Origin of the sequence: Flavobacterium soyae (assembly GCF_021245985.1) — a bacterium.
Taxonomy (GTDB): Bacteria; Bacteroidota; Bacteroidia; order Flavobacteriales; family Flavobacteriaceae; genus Flavobacterium; species Flavobacterium soyae.
Genome location: NZ_JAJQXA010000003.1, coordinates 1 through 15,093, shown reverse-complemented (window position 1 = coordinate 15,093; position 15,093 = coordinate 1). Strand labels below are relative to the sequence as shown.

Here is a 15,093-nt window from a genome sequence, read left to right as displayed (position 1 = left end):
AAAATACTAAATGGCCACTAACCTATTCGACGATTTTAATCCGATTTCATCCAAACAATGGAAACAAAAAATTCAGTTTGAATTAGATGGAGCCGATTATAACCAAACCGTAATTTGGAATTCTCCAGAAGATATTCAGGTAAAACCTTTTTATCACAGCGACGAATTTACCAAAAGTGCTGCTGTTCATACTCAGGCATCAGAGTTTAAAATCTGTCAAAACATATTTGTTCACGACGTTGAAAAATCTATCAACAGAGCCATAAATACGATTGAAAGAGGTGCCGAAAGTTTACGTTTTACGATTCAAAACGAAAATACCGACATTCAAAAATTATTAGAAAATCTTCCTTTAGAAAATAGAACCATTTATTTTCATTTGAATTTTCTCTCAATCGATTTCGTAAAAAAACTGGACGCTATTGCTGCACAAAAAAATGCAGCTTTTTATTGCAATCTTGATCCAATTGGACAATTAGCCCGCGACGGAAACTGGTTTACAACATCGGATAAAAATAATTTTGAAACACTTGAAAAAATTTCAAACCAAACTAATCTGCCATTTCTAAGTGTAGATTTGGGTTTGTATCAAAATTCAGGAGCAAATATCACACAGCAAATTGCCTACAGTTTAGCGCATGCCAATGAATATTTAAACCGTTTTCCAACTTCAACAAAACCTATTGTTTTTGAAATAGCTGTTGGAACTAATTACTTTTTTGAAATTGCAAAACTCCGTGCCTTGCGAATGCTTTTCAAATTAATTGCTGCAGAATACAATCCTGAAATAGACTGTCATTTTTTAGTTACTCCAACCAAACGGAATAAAACCATTTACGATTATAATGTCAATATGCTTCGTACCACAACCGAATGTATGTCGGCAATTTTAGGCGGAGCCGATGCTGTTGCTAATTTACCTTATGATGCTTTATATCATAAAGACAATGAGTTTGGTGATCGAATTGCCCGAAATCAACTTTTAGTTTTAAAACACGAAAGTTATTTTGACAAAGTCGATAATCCAGCCGATGGAAGTTATTACATTGAAAGTTTAACGATGCAATTGGCAGAAAAAAGTTTAAACTTATTTAAAGATATTGAAGGTGACGGAGGTTTCCTGAAACTTTTGAACGACGGAACCATCAAAAAGAAAATTCAGGAAAGTGCCGCTAAAGAACAGGAATTATTCGATTCTAAAAAAGAAGTTTTATTAGGCACCAATAAATATCCTAACAAAGAAGACAGAATGAAACATGATTTAGAATTGTTTCCTTTTGTAAAAATCAAACCTAGAAAAACATTAATTACACCAATTATAGAAAAGAGATTAGCCGAGAAATTGGAACAGGAAAGACTTGAGTTTGAGTAAAATTAACTTCAATTAATTGAATATAAGCCTAAATATTATGGAAGTAATTAAAAAAATAATACAAGTCGAAAATAACGAATCTGAAATTCCAAAGTGGCAAATTAATGAGGTAAGAAAAAGAACAGAAAACTATTTAAAGAATCCAAATAATGCTAATGATATTGATGATTTTTTAAAAGAAATTGAAAGTGATTTAAACCTATTTAAATAACAATTTTTACAATTGAGAAAAGACCTTAAACATATAAAGTTAGAAGCTAAAAGTCATGAGTTAAGTGAACAAACTCATAACTCAAAACTAATAACTAATAACTTCACCACAGCCGAAGGAATTGAACTCAAAAAAAGCTATTCTGAAAAAGATATAGAGGATTTAGAGTTTCTGGATTTCGGAGCTGGCTTTACACCCAATTTACGCGGACCTTACGCTACAATGTACGTTCGTCGTCCATGGACAATTCGTCAATATGCCGGATTTTCGACTGCAGAAGAAAGTAATGCTTTTTATAGAAGAAATCTTGCTGCAGGTCAAAAAGGACTTTCAATAGCTTTTGATTTACCAACGCATCGCGGTTACGATTCAGATCATGAAAGAGTTGTTGGAGATGTTGGAAAAGCAGGAGTTGCAATCGATTCTGTTGAAGATATGAAAGTATTATTCGATCAGATTCCACTTGATGAAATGTCGGTATCCATGACTATGAACGGTGCCGTTTTACCCATTATGGCATTTTATATTGTGGCTGCCGAAGAACAAGGTGTTGAATTGAACAAGCTTTCGGGAACTATTCAAAATGATATTTTGAAGGAATTCATGGTGCGCAATACTTATATTTATCCGCCAACGCCTTCAATGAAAATTATTGCCGATATATTTGAATTTACGAGCAAAAAAATGCCAAAATTCAATTCTATCTCAATTTCAGGATATCATATGCAGGAAGCCGGAGCAACAGCTGATATTGAATTGGCTTATACTTTAGCAGATGGTTTAGAATATATTCGAACTGGATTATCAACTGGAATGACGATTGATGAATTTGCTCCACGCCTATCTTTCTTTTGGGCAATTGGAATGAATCATTTTATGGAAATTGCAAAAATGAGAGCCGGCCGAATGATTTGGGCAAAACTATTACAGCAGTTTAACCCGAAAAGCGATAAATCATTAGCATTAAGAACGCATTGCCAAACCAGCGGATGGAGTTTAACAGAACAAGATCCGTTTAATAATGTCGCCAGAACTTGTATTGAAGCAACCGCTGCAGCTTTTGGAGGAACACAGTCTTTGCACACCAACGCACTCGATGAAGCAATTGCTTTACCAACTGACTTTTCGGCCAGAATTGCACGAAATACGCAAATTTATTTACAGGAAGAAACCAAAATCACTAAAACCGTTGACCCTTGGGGCGGAAGTTATTACGTAGAATCTTTAACGAATGAGATTTTAGAAAATACCTGGAAATTAATTGAAGAAGTTGAAGAATTGGGCGGCATGACAAAAGCAATTGAAGCCGGAATCCCAAAACTTCGAATTGAAGAAGCGGCTGCGAGAAAGCAAGCGAGAATTGACAGCGGACAAGACATTATTGTTGGTGTCAATAAATTTAGATTAGAAAAAGAAGATCCGCTGCATATTTTAGATGTTGACAACCAAATGGTTCGTAAACAGCAAATAGAGCAGCTTGAAAATATTAAAGCAAAAAGAGATACTGAAAAAGTAAATCAATCACTGGAAAAATTAATTCATTGTGCTAAAACCGGAGAAGGAAACTTATTAGAAATGGCTGTTGAAGCTGCCAGAAACAGGGCAACTTTAGGCGAAATAAGTGATGCCCTTGAAACTATTTTCGGAAGATTTAAAGCGCAAATTAAATCATTTAGCGGTGTGTATAGTGCAGCAATAAAAAACGACGAGAATTTTGAAAAAGCAAAACAATTAGCAGATGCTTTTGCAAAACAAGAAGGAAGGCGCCCAAGGATTATGATTGCCAAAATGGGACAAGACGGTCATGATCGCGGTGCAAAAGTAGTGGCAACCGGTTATGCGGATGTGGGTTTTGATGTGGATATAGGTCCGTTATTTCAAACTCCGGCCGAAGCGGCAAAACAAGCTGTAGAAAATGATGTTCATATTTTAGGTGTTTCATCACTTGCTGCGGGACATAAAACATTGGTTCCGCAGGTTATTGAAGAGCTTAAAAAACACGATCGTGAAGATATTATGGTAATTGTGGGCGGTGTAATTCCTGCACAGGACTATCAATTTTTATTTGATGCAGGCGCAGCAGCTGTATTTGGCCCAGGAACTAAAATAAGTGAAGCGGCTATTAAAATCTTAGAAATCTTAATTGACTAAAAATGCTCAAAAAAAAAGAGGCTGTCTCAAAAGTCGAGACAACCTCTTTTTTATTCGGATACCTATCGGAGAAATTTTCCATTTACGCGATTCTCAACAGCTTGATTTTACTTTTGAGACAGCCTCTTTTTTTGTTTTTTAATCGTTTATTGTCGCATTACTGTCTGCTTCAATAAAAGAAAGATCATAGCCCGCAAAATCACGCATATAACTTTTTAAAGAAGTTCCGAAAGCATCTCTAAAATGCCTGTTTCCTCCATGTTTAAAAAAGTTTTTTACTGATCCTGCACCTCCTAGATGTGCAGCTGCTAAAATACCAGATTCTGTAATTTCGACACCGTTAATAACTTTTCCTTCGTACTTTTCTATTTCATTACGTAAAATCCATTTGTTTTTGGATAATAACGCAACAAAAGCTTTTTCCTGTAATGCCGGATCTGTTAAGAAGTCTTTTTCATTTCTGACTCCAATGGCGCGTAATGCTTTTGAACCAAATTGATATTTTCCCATGTAACCCAGTGAATTTACCATTCGGTATTTTCCCTGTGATTCTTTGAAAGCTACTGCTTCTTTAAAACCGATAAGATGATTTCCAGTATATGGGACGTTTAGATTTACTTTAGGATAATCATCCTTTTCTAAAGATGGAAAAATATATTCTGATCCATCTGTTTTTTCTGTTAGAAACCACGGTTTGGTTTCGATACTAAAGGGTTTAAAACCCAAACTTAAAAATGTAATAATAACGATTAAACTCGCATAAAAATACCACTTCTTTATCATAAATTGTTTTTCTTCAAAACGCTGTCACCTTTTTGAAATTTCTACGGTGCAAAGGTAATGAAAAACAAAAAAATCTGATATTCAGCAGTTTAACCGAAATTAAAAATAGAGTGCATGTGCTTTGAAGCCTTTATTGGCGGAGTATTCGAGAGTTGGTGCCGGAATTTTTATCGTGTTAAAAACAGAAAAAATAGTTTTCAAAAAATGCGATTTTGTGTCAATTTTAGCTAAATTCACGTCAAATGAAAGAAAAAACTGACGGTATCTTTCAGGGTTTTCGACCGAAATTAGAATATCATCCTGAACATTTCCGGAAATCATTCCTTCGGCTCCATATCCAAAAGCAACATTCAGCCACTTTGGAATTTTGCTCTCTTTTGCAAAAGAATGAAGATTGACAGAAAGCCAATAAGTTTGTCCATTATAATCTTTTAAAATCTGCTCATTTAATGATTTCCCTAAAAGATTCGGGCGCATACTTGCATATTGCGTTGTATGAAATGAAAATTTTGGAATGATACGCTGTTCTTTCCACAATAATTCTTGGGAAACATACAAACCTGTTCCGGTAGCGTTAGCAATAATATCGCCCGGAGAAGCTCCCCATTGTGATGAATACCCGTCTAAAACTTCAACCGCAGTTAAAAAGGCAAAACCCAAACCTGCACCGTAAATTAATTGTTTTTTTTGATCCGCACCGCTCCAGTTCAGCATTTCAGCACCAAATCTTCCTAAATGATAAGCAGAATACATATGCCCCACTTTATCCATTTGGAGCCATTCGTTGTTATCATTTATAAAATGAAACTTGGATCTTGGATAATCGGCATACCAAATTTGATTTAAACCCAATAAAGTAGCCGAAGCCAAAGCGGTTTCTGTTACAATTACAGTAGTTTGTCTTTTCTTATTTAAAGTATCTGATGGAGCTAAAAAGCTTTCAACCTTATTTTGAGAAAAAGATTGAAAGCTTAGTATAAGTAAAACCGGTAAAAAAAGGTATTCTTTTAAATTCAAAACTATCTTGTTACGCCTTGACTAGCAATCCAGTCTGAATATTTTTTTGCATTTTTTGTGTGCTCTGCATAATTTGAAGCAAATTCATGGTAACCAAAACGATCAACGCTTGCACAAAAATAAATGTAATCGTTTTTCTCCGGATTTAAAACTGCCTCAAGTGCCGTAATATCTGCCATAGCAATTGGTCCCGGAGGAAGGCCGATATTTACATAAGTATTATATGGAGATCTCATAACTAAATCATTATAAAAAACTCTTTTTATAACCTGATCAAAATTATTGTCTCTTAATTTTAAAGCATAAATTACGGTTGGATCTGCCTGTAGTGGCATTTCTAAACGCAAACGATTTAAGTACACACCTGCAATACGAGGCCTTTCATCTTTTTTAACTGATTCTTTGTGAACAATAGAAGCCAAAATAGAAACCTGAACCGGAGTTAGACCTTGTTTTTTTGCTTCTTCAATTCTTTTATCTGTCCAAAAATTATGGTATTCCTTGATCATTTTATCACGGAATTTTTCTGCAGATGTGTTCCAATATACTTCGTATGTATTTGGAATAAACATAGCGAAAACATTTTCTTCATTAAATCCGTTGTCTGATAAAAATTTAGGATCTCTAAAAGCTTTCAATAAAGATAAACTATCCGCTTCAATTTCTGACCCAACTCTTCCTGCAAAATTCTCCAGGCGTTCCTGATTGTTAAAAGCTAATTTAACGGGAACATTTGAACGCATTGCACGAACTAAGTCAATGTTATTCATGTCTTTTTTCAAAAGAAAACGTCCTGATTTTACATTTTCAGGATAACTTCTTTTGCTGGCAACCAGTTCAAAATTGTCAAAGTTTTTGATATATGGTTCTAATATTTTTTTTACATCAGTATAATTTGCTCCGGTTGGAACGTAAACGTAAACTTCTTTTTCTTCAAATTTTGTATTGGCACTAAAAATTTGGCTGATTAAAATAAAACCGTAAATCAGTAAAACAGAAATTACGGCTACGGCAGCTAGTGTGATTATTTTTTTTAATTTCAAAGCTATTAGTTTAAATGTTTTTATTGATTAACTGAAAGATTGCTTCATCTTGATAGTGGTTATTTAGCAAAATCCAGTCTTTTTTAATTCCTATTTTCTCAAAACCAAATTTAGTAAAAAGAGCTATACTTGCTTCATTATTTACACTAATATTTGCATAAAGCTGATGCAGATTTAAATTAAAAAAAGAGTATTTTATTAAAAGTTCTAGTGCCTCAGAACCAATATTTTGTCCTCTGTTTTCCTTCTTCTGAATAACAATACCTATTCCCGCTCTGTTATTTCTTGGATCAAATTCAAATAAATCGATCAATCCAATCGCCGGAAAATCTTCGTCCTGACAAATTGCTAAGCGTAATTGTTTGGCTTCATAAATATCCTGTTGTGCATTTTCAAGATATTGACGAATTAAAAACCGGCTATAAGGTGTATTGGTATTACTGACTTCCCAAATGCTTTGATCATTTTCCATCGAATGCACAAACCCTAAGTCTTCAGGTTCTAGTGCACGCAGATAAATGGTATCGCCTTTGAGTGTAATCATTTGTGATTTTAGATTTTAGATTGCTGATTGTCAATTTTCGGACTTGGAATTTGGAATTTTAAATTTCTATAGTTCCTTTGAAGACAAATTTTGCTGGTCCGGTTAGAAAAACATTAGTGAAATGATCTCCTAATTTATCAAAAGAAACTACCAATTTTCCTCCTTCAACATTTAAATTAATTGAAGTTTTATCTGTTTGTCCAATTGCATTCATTGCGATTGCTACAGCTGTTGCTCCAGTTCCGCAAGCTAAAGTTTCGTCTTCAACCCCTCTTTCATAAGTGCGGAGAGAGAAAGTATCATCATCTACTTTTTTTACAAAATTAACGTTGCTTCCTTTTTCTCCGTATAAATTTCCGTAACGAATAGCAGCTCCGTTTTCTTTTACATTATAATGTTCTAAATCATCAACAATTTGTACGTGATGCGGAGATCCGGTATTTAAAAAAGTATAAGAGTCATTTTTTTGCACTTTATCAACATCAATCATTTGAAGCGAAACAATTGCATCATTTCCTACTGATGCATGATGTAAACCATCTGTCGCAATAAAAGTAGTTTTATCATCAATAACTCCTAACTGATTTGCAAAAGCCACCAGACAGCGGCCGCCATTGCCGCACATTGAACTTTGGTTTCCGTCTGAATTATAGTAAACCATTTTAAAGTCAGTTTCAGAATCATTTTCTAACAAAATTAGGCCGTCAGCTCCAATTCCGAAACGTCTGTCGCACAAGCGTTCAATCAACTTCACATCTTCTTTCGGGAAGAAATTAGATCTGTTGTCGATCATTACAAAATCGTTACCTGTACCTTGATATTTATAAAATTCTACTTGCATTTTTTATTCATTAAGAAATACAAAAGTACGAAGAAAGAACGAAGATTAATTAATGAAATGTTAATCAATGTTAAAGAGAGTTAAACCATTTTCTCAAATAATTTTTTGGTATAATTTTACGTTAGATATCTTAAAACAAATACCTATATAACTTAAAAACATAAATTGTAATATGAAAAGATTTTCAACCTTATTTTTAGTTTCACTACTAAGCGGTGCTACTACGCTTGGTGCTTACAAGTTATTATTTGACGGCAGTGATTCTTTTTTTGGAAAAGGAAACTCTGTTGTTACCCTTGCTCCTAATTCATACGGAAGAACCGTTGGATTACCCAGTGAAGCAGTTGATTTTACAGAAGCTGCAGATAAAACAATTCACACGGTTGTTCACGTAAAAAATGTTTCGAGAAGAACGGTAAGTAATCCTATGATGGAATTTTTCTACGGTTATGGCGGGCAGCAGCAGCAAGAACAAGTAGGAACCGGATCTGGTGTTATTATATCTGAAGATGGATATATCGTGACAAACAATCACGTTATTAAAGATGCTTCTGAAATTGAAATCACCCTGAACAATAAAAAATCGTACAAAGCAAAATTAATTGGTACAGATTCTAAAATGGACATTGCCTTATTAAAAATAAGTGCTGATGAAAAATTACCATATACTGCTTTTGCAAACTCTGATTCTGTAAAAATTGGAGAATGGGTTTTGGCAGTTGGTAATCCGTATAATTTAACTTCAACAGTTACTGCCGGAATTGTTTCGGCGAAAGCCAGAAATTTAGACCAAAGCGGAATTCAATCTTTTATTCAAACTGATGCTGCTGTAAATCCGGGAAATTCTGGCGGTGCATTAGTAAATACAAGAGGCGAATTAATTGGTATTAATACTATGATTTCGTCTATGACAGGATCGTATGTTGGATATTCTTTTGCTGTTCCATCAAATATTGCTCGAAAAATTATTGAGGATATTATGGAATATGGAAATGTTCAAAGAGGAATTCTTGGTGTTGAAGGCGGTGAATTAAACAGCACGGCTTCAAAAGAATTAGGAATTACTGAAACGCAAGGTTTCTACATTAATAAAGTATCTAAAAATTCTGGTGCGGAAAAAGCGGGTCTTACAAAAGGTGATATTATTGTAAAACTAGACGAGCAAAACATTGCTACTTTTGCTGATCTTTCAGGTTACATCAACACAAAACGCCCGAATGACGTTGTAAAAGTAACTTATATTAAAGATGGAAAAACTAAAACTGTTCCGGTTACTTTAAGCAAAAATGAGTTTTTCAGCACTGAATTTAAAGGAATTGAATTAGAAAATATCGATGCTGCTGATAAAAAGAGATTCAAAATTGATTATGGTGTAAAAATCAAAAACATCACAAATGAGAATTTAATGCAATACCAAAATGAATTGCAGGGAAATATTATTTTGAGCATCGATAACGTAAAAGCAACAAATGTTGAAACTGTTTCTAAACTTTTAAATAAAAAAGACGAAGGACAAAGTGTTCGCATTGAAATGATCAATAAAAACGGAGAGATATTTAGAATTATTATTTAAGTCGCAGTATTTAGTTCTTTAAAACTGTAAACTAAAACTGCGACTGAAAACTTTAAAAAAAGCCATCTTAAGAAATTAAGGTGGCTTTTTTTGTTTTGAAAAATAAATGCTAAAATAGTTTACGAAATCGATTGAAATAGATACTTTTGCGCCAAATTATAAAATAAGTGAGCGTTTTATTATTTCAATTTAATCAATTATGAGCAAAAATTCTTTGTACCAAAAAGAGGTATCATTACAAGTCGACCGAAGAAGAGCTGGTGTCGAATTAATTAAAGTGATAAGTGATTTGTGGTATGACAAATCCATAGAAATGGTTTTATTTAAAAACCAATTATTGGATAAAAATGTCAGCGATATTATCAATCTTCATCAATATGCCGGTGAATTTGTGGGGAAACCTATCACCATTTTCGATTCTGTAGAAATCGCAAAAGTTGTTTTGTCTTTAGATCTTCCGCCTGCGAAAATAGATCTTGGAAAATTAACTTACGAGTATCATCTAGAAGATGAGAAATATCCTGACGCAAGATATTTTGTGATCGAAAAATTGAAAAAATCAAAATCTTCACAAGAAATTCAGCCCAAAGATGTTATTTTATATGGATTTGGAAGAATCGGACGCTTATTGGCCAGAGAATTAATGTCTAAAACCGGAAAAGGAAATCAATTGCGTTTGAGAGCGATTGTGACCCGAGATAAAAATGACGCTGTAACTTTAGAGAAACGTGCTTCTTTATTACGCTATGATTCTATCCACGGAGATTTTCAAGGTTCTGTAATTGCAGATGCTAAAAACAATGCGCTAATAATTAACGGAACTACGGTTCATATTATTTCTGCAAATTCTCCAGAAGAGATTGATTATACCGAATATGAAATTAATGATGCATTAGTAATTGATAATACAGGTGCATTTACAACCGAAGAAGCTTTAAAAAGACATTTAACATCAAATGGGGTTAATAAAGTTTTATTGACTGCCCCAGGAAAAGGTGTTCCAAATATTGTGCACGGAGTTAACCATAATGACTATAATCCAGATGAAAATAATATTTTCTCTGCGGCATCTTGCACAACAAATGCTATTACGCCTGTTTTAAAAGTTATTGAAGATACTTTAGGAGTTGTAAAAGGACATTTAGAAACTATTCATTCTTATACCAACGACCAAAATTTGGTTGATAATATGCATAAAAAATATCGCCGTGGAAGGGCTGCAGCTCTAAATATGGTTATTACTGAAACTGGTGCAGGAAATGCTGTTTCAAAAGCTTTACCATCTTTAGAAGGAAAATTAACTTCAAACGCTATTCGAGTTCCTGTTCCTAATGGTTCATTAGTGGTTTTAAATTTAGAAGTTAAAAAAGCAACATCGATTACAGCAATCAATAAAATCATGAAAAAATATGCTCTTGAAGGAGAACTGGTAGAGCAAATTAAATATTCACTGAATAATGAATTAGTTTCATCTGATATTGTGGGAACTTCGGCTCCATCAATTTATGACAGCAATGCAACTATTGTTTCAAAGGATGGAAAAAACATTGTACTCTATATTTGGTACGATAATGAATACGGTTATAGTCATCAGGTTATTCGTCTTGCAAAATATATTGCCAAGGTAAGACGTTATACTTATTATTAATTCAATCTAACTACTTACTTAAACCATCAAGTTTACTTGGTGGTTTTTGTTTTCTTATTAAATAGGTAAAACAGTTGTGCTCTTTACTTCTGATATCACAAATACAGTATTTATAAGTGAAACTTCAGGTAAAACAGATAATTTCTTTTGATGAAAATGATGATAGCTTTCCATATCTGGAATTATAATTTTAAGCATATAATCGAAGTTTCCTGAAACATAATTGCACTCTACAACCTCGGGTAAATTTAAAATTGACTGATTAAATCCTTCAGAAGTATCATAAGTCTGCTTAGTAAGCGTAACCTGACAGTAAACTGTTAAATTATTTCCAAGTTTTTTCTTGTCTAAAATTGTAACGTATTTTTCTATAATCCCATCTTTTTCAAGACGTTTCACCCGGTCGTGAACCGGAGTTAAGGACAAATTTATTTTGTTTGCGATATCTTTTAAGGTATAGTGTGCATCTTCCTGTAAAAGACGTAGTATTTTTTTGTCAATTTCATCTAAAGCCATAACGAAAACGTTTTATTAGAGTAGTGTTTCTTAGTTTTTTTTTCTTTTTGAAGAATAAATTAAGGGGCAAAACAGAATAATTTTCTGTAAAAGTAAAAAATAAAATAATATTTTCTTATTTATTAATCAGTAAACCATAATTTATTCTCTCTCTGTAGCTTTGTAAAACAAATTCAATAAAAAACAAAAAAATATATCAAATGATAATAGGTGTTCCAAAAGAGATAAAAAACAATGAGAACAGAGTTGCTTTAACTCCTGCTGGTGTTTCTGAAATGAAAAAACATGGACATACAGTTTATGTGCAAGCTACTGCTGGTTTAGGAAGCGGCTTTGCTGATGAAGAATATGCGCAGGCTGGTGCTGTAGTTTTACCAACTATTGAGGAAGTTTATGCAATTGCAGAAATGATTATTAAAGTAAAAGAACCAATTGCGTCTGAATACCCATTAATTAAAAAAGATCAATTGTTATTCACTTATTTTCACTTTGCATCATCTGAGCCATTAACTCACGCAATGCTTGAAAAAGGTGCAGTTTGTTTAGCTTATGAAACTGTTGAAAAAACAGACCGCAGTTTACCATTATTAGTTCCAATGTCTGAAGTTGCAGGTCGTATGGCTATTCAACAAGGAGCAAAATATCTTGAAAAACCATTAAAAGGAAGAGGAATTCTTTTAGGTGGTGTTCCAGGTGTTCCGCCAGCAAAAGTATTAGTTTTAGGTGGAGGAATTGTTGGAACTCAAGCTGCAAAAATGGCTGCTGGTTTAGGAGCACAGGTTACTATCATGGATTTAAGTTTGCCACGTTTACGTCAATTAGATGATATTATGCCAGCAAATGTAAATACAGAAATGTCTAACCATTATAATATTACTAGAGCAATTAAAGATGCTGACTTAATTGTTGGTGCAGTTTTAATTCCAGGAGCAAAAGCACCTCACTTAATTACACGTGATATGCTTAAATTAATGCGTCCGGGAACTGTTGTTGTTGACGTTGCAGTTGACCAAGGTGGATGTATCGAAACTTGTACTCCTACAACTCACGAAAACCCAACTTTTATTATTGATGATATCGTACACTATTGTGTAGCTAATATGCCAGGAGCTGTTCCTTATACATCTACTTTAGCTTTGACTAATGCTACTTTGCCTTATGCAGTACAATTAGCAAACAAAGGATGGGAAAAAGCTTGTGCAGAAAACGAAGAATTGAAAAAAGGTTTAAATATTGCTAATGGAAAAATCCTTTACAAAGGAGTTGCTGAAGCATGGAACCTTCCTTTTAATGAAGAATTAGTATTGGCAAACGCATAGTGTCAATATTAAATAAGTGCTTACTAAGCAATAAAGTAAAAAGGCTTTTCGTAATGAAAAGCCTTTTTTTATGCCATAAAAAACCTGTTTTGAAAGACAGGTTTTTTTCTTTTATACTTTATTTCTTTTCATCTAAAACTTCCTGCAATACTTTTGCTTCAGTTCCATTAGGGAAAATAACTTTAATTTTTTGTGCTATAGTTGGTGCGATTTCAGTAATTGCTTTTTTATCGTAAGATTCTCCTTTTTTGATATGCCATCCATAAAAAATTGCTGGTACATGAGTATCATAACTGTATATTGTACCATGTGAAGTTCCGGTAGTCGCATATTCGATATCTCCTGGTTTGTCAACAATTACAAGATCTCCATTTTGAGTTACGTCATAACCTTTTACTACAAAATTCAGAGAATAATCGTTTCCGGCATTAGCTAAAATTTCTTCTTCTGTATACACTTTTTTAACTTGTGGCTGAGAAATTAAAAACTCTTTAAAAGCTAGTTTAACTTTTGCTAATTCTAATCCTTTTTCTTTTATAATTTGTCTATTGAAGAAAACATTAAAATTTGAATAATTTTGAATCAAATCAACTCCAAAAGTCTTCGTAGAAAAATCCTGCATGCTTTTCTTTACATCTTTTGATGGATAATTGTCTACATTATATTTACGATCCTTTAAATAAATTACGTTTTCAGCACCTGCATGATCTGCAGTTAAGAAAAGCAGATAATTTCCTTTCCCAACTGTTTTATCTAAATAAGCTAAAAAGTCAGCTATTGTTTGATCTAATCTTAAATAAGTATCCTGAAGCTCCATTGATCTTGGCCCAAGTAAATGACCAACATAATCTGTAGAAGAAAAACTAACCGTTAAGAAATCCGTAGTATTATTTCTTCCAAGATTTTCTTTTTCGATCGCTCTTTTAGCAAAATCAGCAAGTAAATCGTTTCCATATGGAGTTGCACGAATTACTCCTGCGTCATTTTTCTCATACATTGATTTTAAATCATACGGAAAAACAGGAGCAGCACTTCCATATAATTTACCTTCATAAGGATTATTATCAGGAAGACTTTCATTATATACAGAAGCCGGCTTATATAAATCCCAGCCTTTATTAATATATTTTAAGTAGTTTTTTTCGTTATTGAACTCTGATACCCATTCCGGTAATTTTTCACCATAAAAAGTACTCGAAATAAACGATCCCGTTTTACTATACCAAAAAGCCCAATTTGCAAAATGTCCAGCCGGTAAAATTGCACCACGGTCTTTAAGACTCATTCCGATAACTTTTCCATTAAAATTGGTAGCCATACGAACTTCGTCAGTAATTGTAGTAGCTTGAAGATTTTTAGGAGACATTGCACCTTCTTCTGCAGTTCCGTCTCCAACAGTTTTTACTCCAGCATCATCTGTACAATACATTTCTTTACCAAGAGTTCTGCTGAACCATTCGTTACCAACAATTCCGTGTGTAGCAGGTGTTGTACCAGTATATATAGAAGCGTGTCCCGGTGCAGTGTAAGTTGGCATATAGTTATAATGCATATTCTGGAAAACAAATCCATCATTCATTAATCTTTTAAAACCATTTGGGGAAAAATCATCTGAAAATCGATATAAATATTCCATTTTCATTTGATCGACTACTATACCTACGACTAATTTGGGACGTTGTTGCGCACTTAAATTTGTGATAACAAAAAGTGTCAACAGTAAAATACTTTTCTTCATGTTTACTAAATAATTTAAACACAAAAATACTCATTCAAATTTAAAACTTCTAAAGTATGAATGATGAAGAACAAACAATTGACTATAATTTAACAGTTTAGTCTTGCAATCTAAGTTGCTATTAGCAAACATCTGTAAAACAAAAAATCCTCATCAAATGAATGATGAGGATTCTTCAAAGAAAGGCGACGACATACTCTCCCACAATGATGCAGTACCATCTGCGCAGGCGGGCTTAACTACTCTGTTCGGGATGGGAAGAGGTGAGCCCCGCCGCAATAACCACCTTAAGGTTTTTAGTTGTTGGTTTGTGGTTGTCGGTTGATGGATTTCTCCA

At 33.5% G+C, this 15,093-nt stretch carries 13 protein-coding genes and 1 rRNA gene; 6 read left to right on the top strand and 8 right to left on the bottom strand.

The window, feature by feature from the left end:
* Nucleotides 1-10: 10 nt before the first annotated feature.
* From LUU93_RS04455 to scpA, 3 genes are read left to right on the top strand one after another with little or no spacing between them, the layout of a single operon-like run.
* A complete protein-coding gene (locus tag LUU93_RS04455; protein WP_232678738.1) occupies nt 11-1,372 on the top strand; it encodes a methylmalonyl-CoA mutase subunit beta in 1,362 nt (453 codons plus the stop codon).
* Between the two features lie 37 nt (nt 1,373-1,409).
* A complete protein-coding gene (locus tag LUU93_RS04450; protein WP_232678736.1) occupies nt 1,410-1,583 on the top strand; it encodes a hypothetical protein in 174 nt (57 codons plus the stop codon).
* A 12-nt stretch (nt 1,584-1,595) separates the two neighbouring features.
* On the top strand, nt 1,596-3,734 hold the full coding sequence (gene scpA / locus LUU93_RS04445; RefSeq protein ID WP_232678733.1) for a methylmalonyl-CoA mutase: 2,139 nt from the start codon (nt 1,596-1,598) through the stop codon (nt 3,732-3,734).
* Between the two features lie 138 nt (nt 3,735-3,872).
* Here scpA and LUU93_RS04440 read toward each other — a convergent pair whose 3' ends face one another.
* The 5 genes from LUU93_RS04440 to dapF all read right to left on the bottom strand — a co-directional run bounded on the left by LUU93_RS04440 (nt 3,873) and on the right by dapF (nt 7,962).
* Nucleotides 3,873-4,517 (bottom strand): peptidoglycan-binding protein LysM, encoded by a 645-nt coding sequence (locus LUU93_RS04440; protein WP_232678731.1) that lies wholly within the window; start codon nt 4,515-4,517, stop codon nt 3,873-3,875.
* A gap of 99 nt (nt 4,518-4,616) precedes the next feature.
* Nucleotides 4,617-5,534 (bottom strand): DUF2279 domain-containing protein, encoded by a 918-nt coding sequence (locus LUU93_RS04435; RefSeq protein WP_232678729.1) that lies wholly within the window; start codon nt 5,532-5,534, stop codon nt 4,617-4,619.
* A gap of 2 nt (nt 5,535-5,536) precedes the next feature.
* Nucleotides 5,537-6,577 (bottom strand): endolytic transglycosylase MltG, encoded by a 1,041-nt coding sequence (gene mltG / locus LUU93_RS04430; protein ID WP_232678727.1) that lies wholly within the window; start codon nt 6,575-6,577, stop codon nt 5,537-5,539.
* Between the two features lie 10 nt (nt 6,578-6,587).
* The gene (locus LUU93_RS04425; protein ID WP_232678725.1) at nt 6,588-7,121 is read right to left on the bottom strand and encodes a GNAT family N-acetyltransferase; all 534 of its coding nucleotides are present in this window, start codon (nt 7,119-7,121) and stop codon (nt 6,588-6,590) included.
* 58 nt (nt 7,122-7,179) lie between these two features.
* A complete protein-coding gene (gene dapF / locus LUU93_RS04420; RefSeq protein ID WP_232678723.1) occupies nt 7,180-7,962 on the bottom strand; it encodes a diaminopimelate epimerase in 783 nt (260 codons plus the stop codon).
* A 172-nt stretch (nt 7,963-8,134) separates the two neighbouring features.
* On the opposite strand from dapF, the gene LUU93_RS04415 reads away from it, so the two are divergent.
* Complete coding sequence (locus tag LUU93_RS04415) at nt 8,135-9,535, top strand: trypsin-like peptidase domain-containing protein (protein WP_232678721.1); 1,401 nt, start codon at nt 8,135-8,137, stop codon at nt 9,533-9,535.
* Between the two features lie 199 nt (nt 9,536-9,734).
* The gene (locus tag LUU93_RS04410) at nt 9,735-11,183 is read left to right on the top strand and encodes a glyceraldehyde-3-phosphate dehydrogenase (protein WP_232678719.1); all 1,449 of its coding nucleotides are present in this window, start codon (nt 9,735-9,737) and stop codon (nt 11,181-11,183) included.
* 57 nt (nt 11,184-11,240) lie between these two features.
* On the opposite strand, the gene LUU93_RS04405 is transcribed toward LUU93_RS04410, so the two are convergent.
* A complete protein-coding gene (locus LUU93_RS04405; RefSeq protein WP_053474073.1) occupies nt 11,241-11,699 on the bottom strand; it encodes an Lrp/AsnC family transcriptional regulator in 459 nt (152 codons plus the stop codon).
* Between the two features lie 200 nt (nt 11,700-11,899).
* On the opposite strand from LUU93_RS04405, the gene ald reads away from it, so the two are divergent.
* On the top strand, nt 11,900-13,018 hold the full coding sequence (gene ald / locus LUU93_RS04400; RefSeq protein ID WP_053474074.1) for an alanine dehydrogenase: 1,119 nt from the start codon (nt 11,900-11,902) through the stop codon (nt 13,016-13,018).
* Nucleotides 13,019-13,136: 118 nt separating this feature from the next.
* Here the strand turns inward: ald and pafA are convergent, their stop codons facing one another.
* Nucleotides 13,137-14,756, bottom strand: coding sequence for an alkaline phosphatase PafA (gene pafA / locus LUU93_RS04395; protein ID WP_232678717.1), 1,620 nt, complete (start codon nt 14,754-14,756; stop codon nt 13,137-13,139).
* A 180-nt stretch (nt 14,757-14,936) separates the two neighbouring features.
* Nucleotides 14,937-15,046, bottom strand: a 5S ribosomal RNA gene (rrf, locus tag LUU93_RS04390).
* Between the last annotated feature and the right edge of the window lie 47 nt (nt 15,047-15,093).

Bases quoted from the DNA above. Each gene is read 5' to 3' on its own strand.
- LUU93_RS04415 (WP_232678721.1), top strand. From the start codon at position 8,135: ATGAAAAGATTTTCAACCTTATTTTTAGTTTCACTACTAAGCGGTGCT.
- pafA (WP_232678717.1), bottom strand. From the start codon at position 14,756: ATGAAGAAAAGTATTTTACTGTTGACACTTTTTGTTATCACAAATTTA.
- dapF (WP_232678723.1), bottom strand. From the start codon at position 7,962: ATGCAAGTAGAATTTTATAAATATCAAGGTACAGGTAACGATTTTGTA.
- LUU93_RS04455 (WP_232678738.1), top strand. From the start codon at position 11: ATGGCCACTAACCTATTCGACGATTTTAATCCGATTTCATCCAAACAA.
- LUU93_RS04425 (WP_232678725.1), bottom strand. From the start codon at position 7,121: ATGATTACACTCAAAGGCGATACCATTTATCTGCGTGCACTAGAACCT.
- LUU93_RS04405 (WP_053474073.1), bottom strand. From the start codon at position 11,699: ATGGCTTTAGATGAAATTGACAAAAAAATACTACGTCTTTTACAGGAA.
- LUU93_RS04410 (WP_232678719.1), top strand. From the start codon at position 9,735: ATGAGCAAAAATTCTTTGTACCAAAAAGAGGTATCATTACAAGTCGAC.
- ald (WP_053474074.1), top strand. From the start codon at position 11,900: ATGATAATAGGTGTTCCAAAAGAGATAAAAAACAATGAGAACAGAGTT.
- LUU93_RS04450 (WP_232678736.1), top strand. From the start codon at position 1,410: ATGGAAGTAATTAAAAAAATAATACAAGTCGAAAATAACGAATCTGAA.
- LUU93_RS04440 (WP_232678731.1), bottom strand. From the start codon at position 4,517: ATGATAAAGAAGTGGTATTTTTATGCGAGTTTAATCGTTATTATTACA.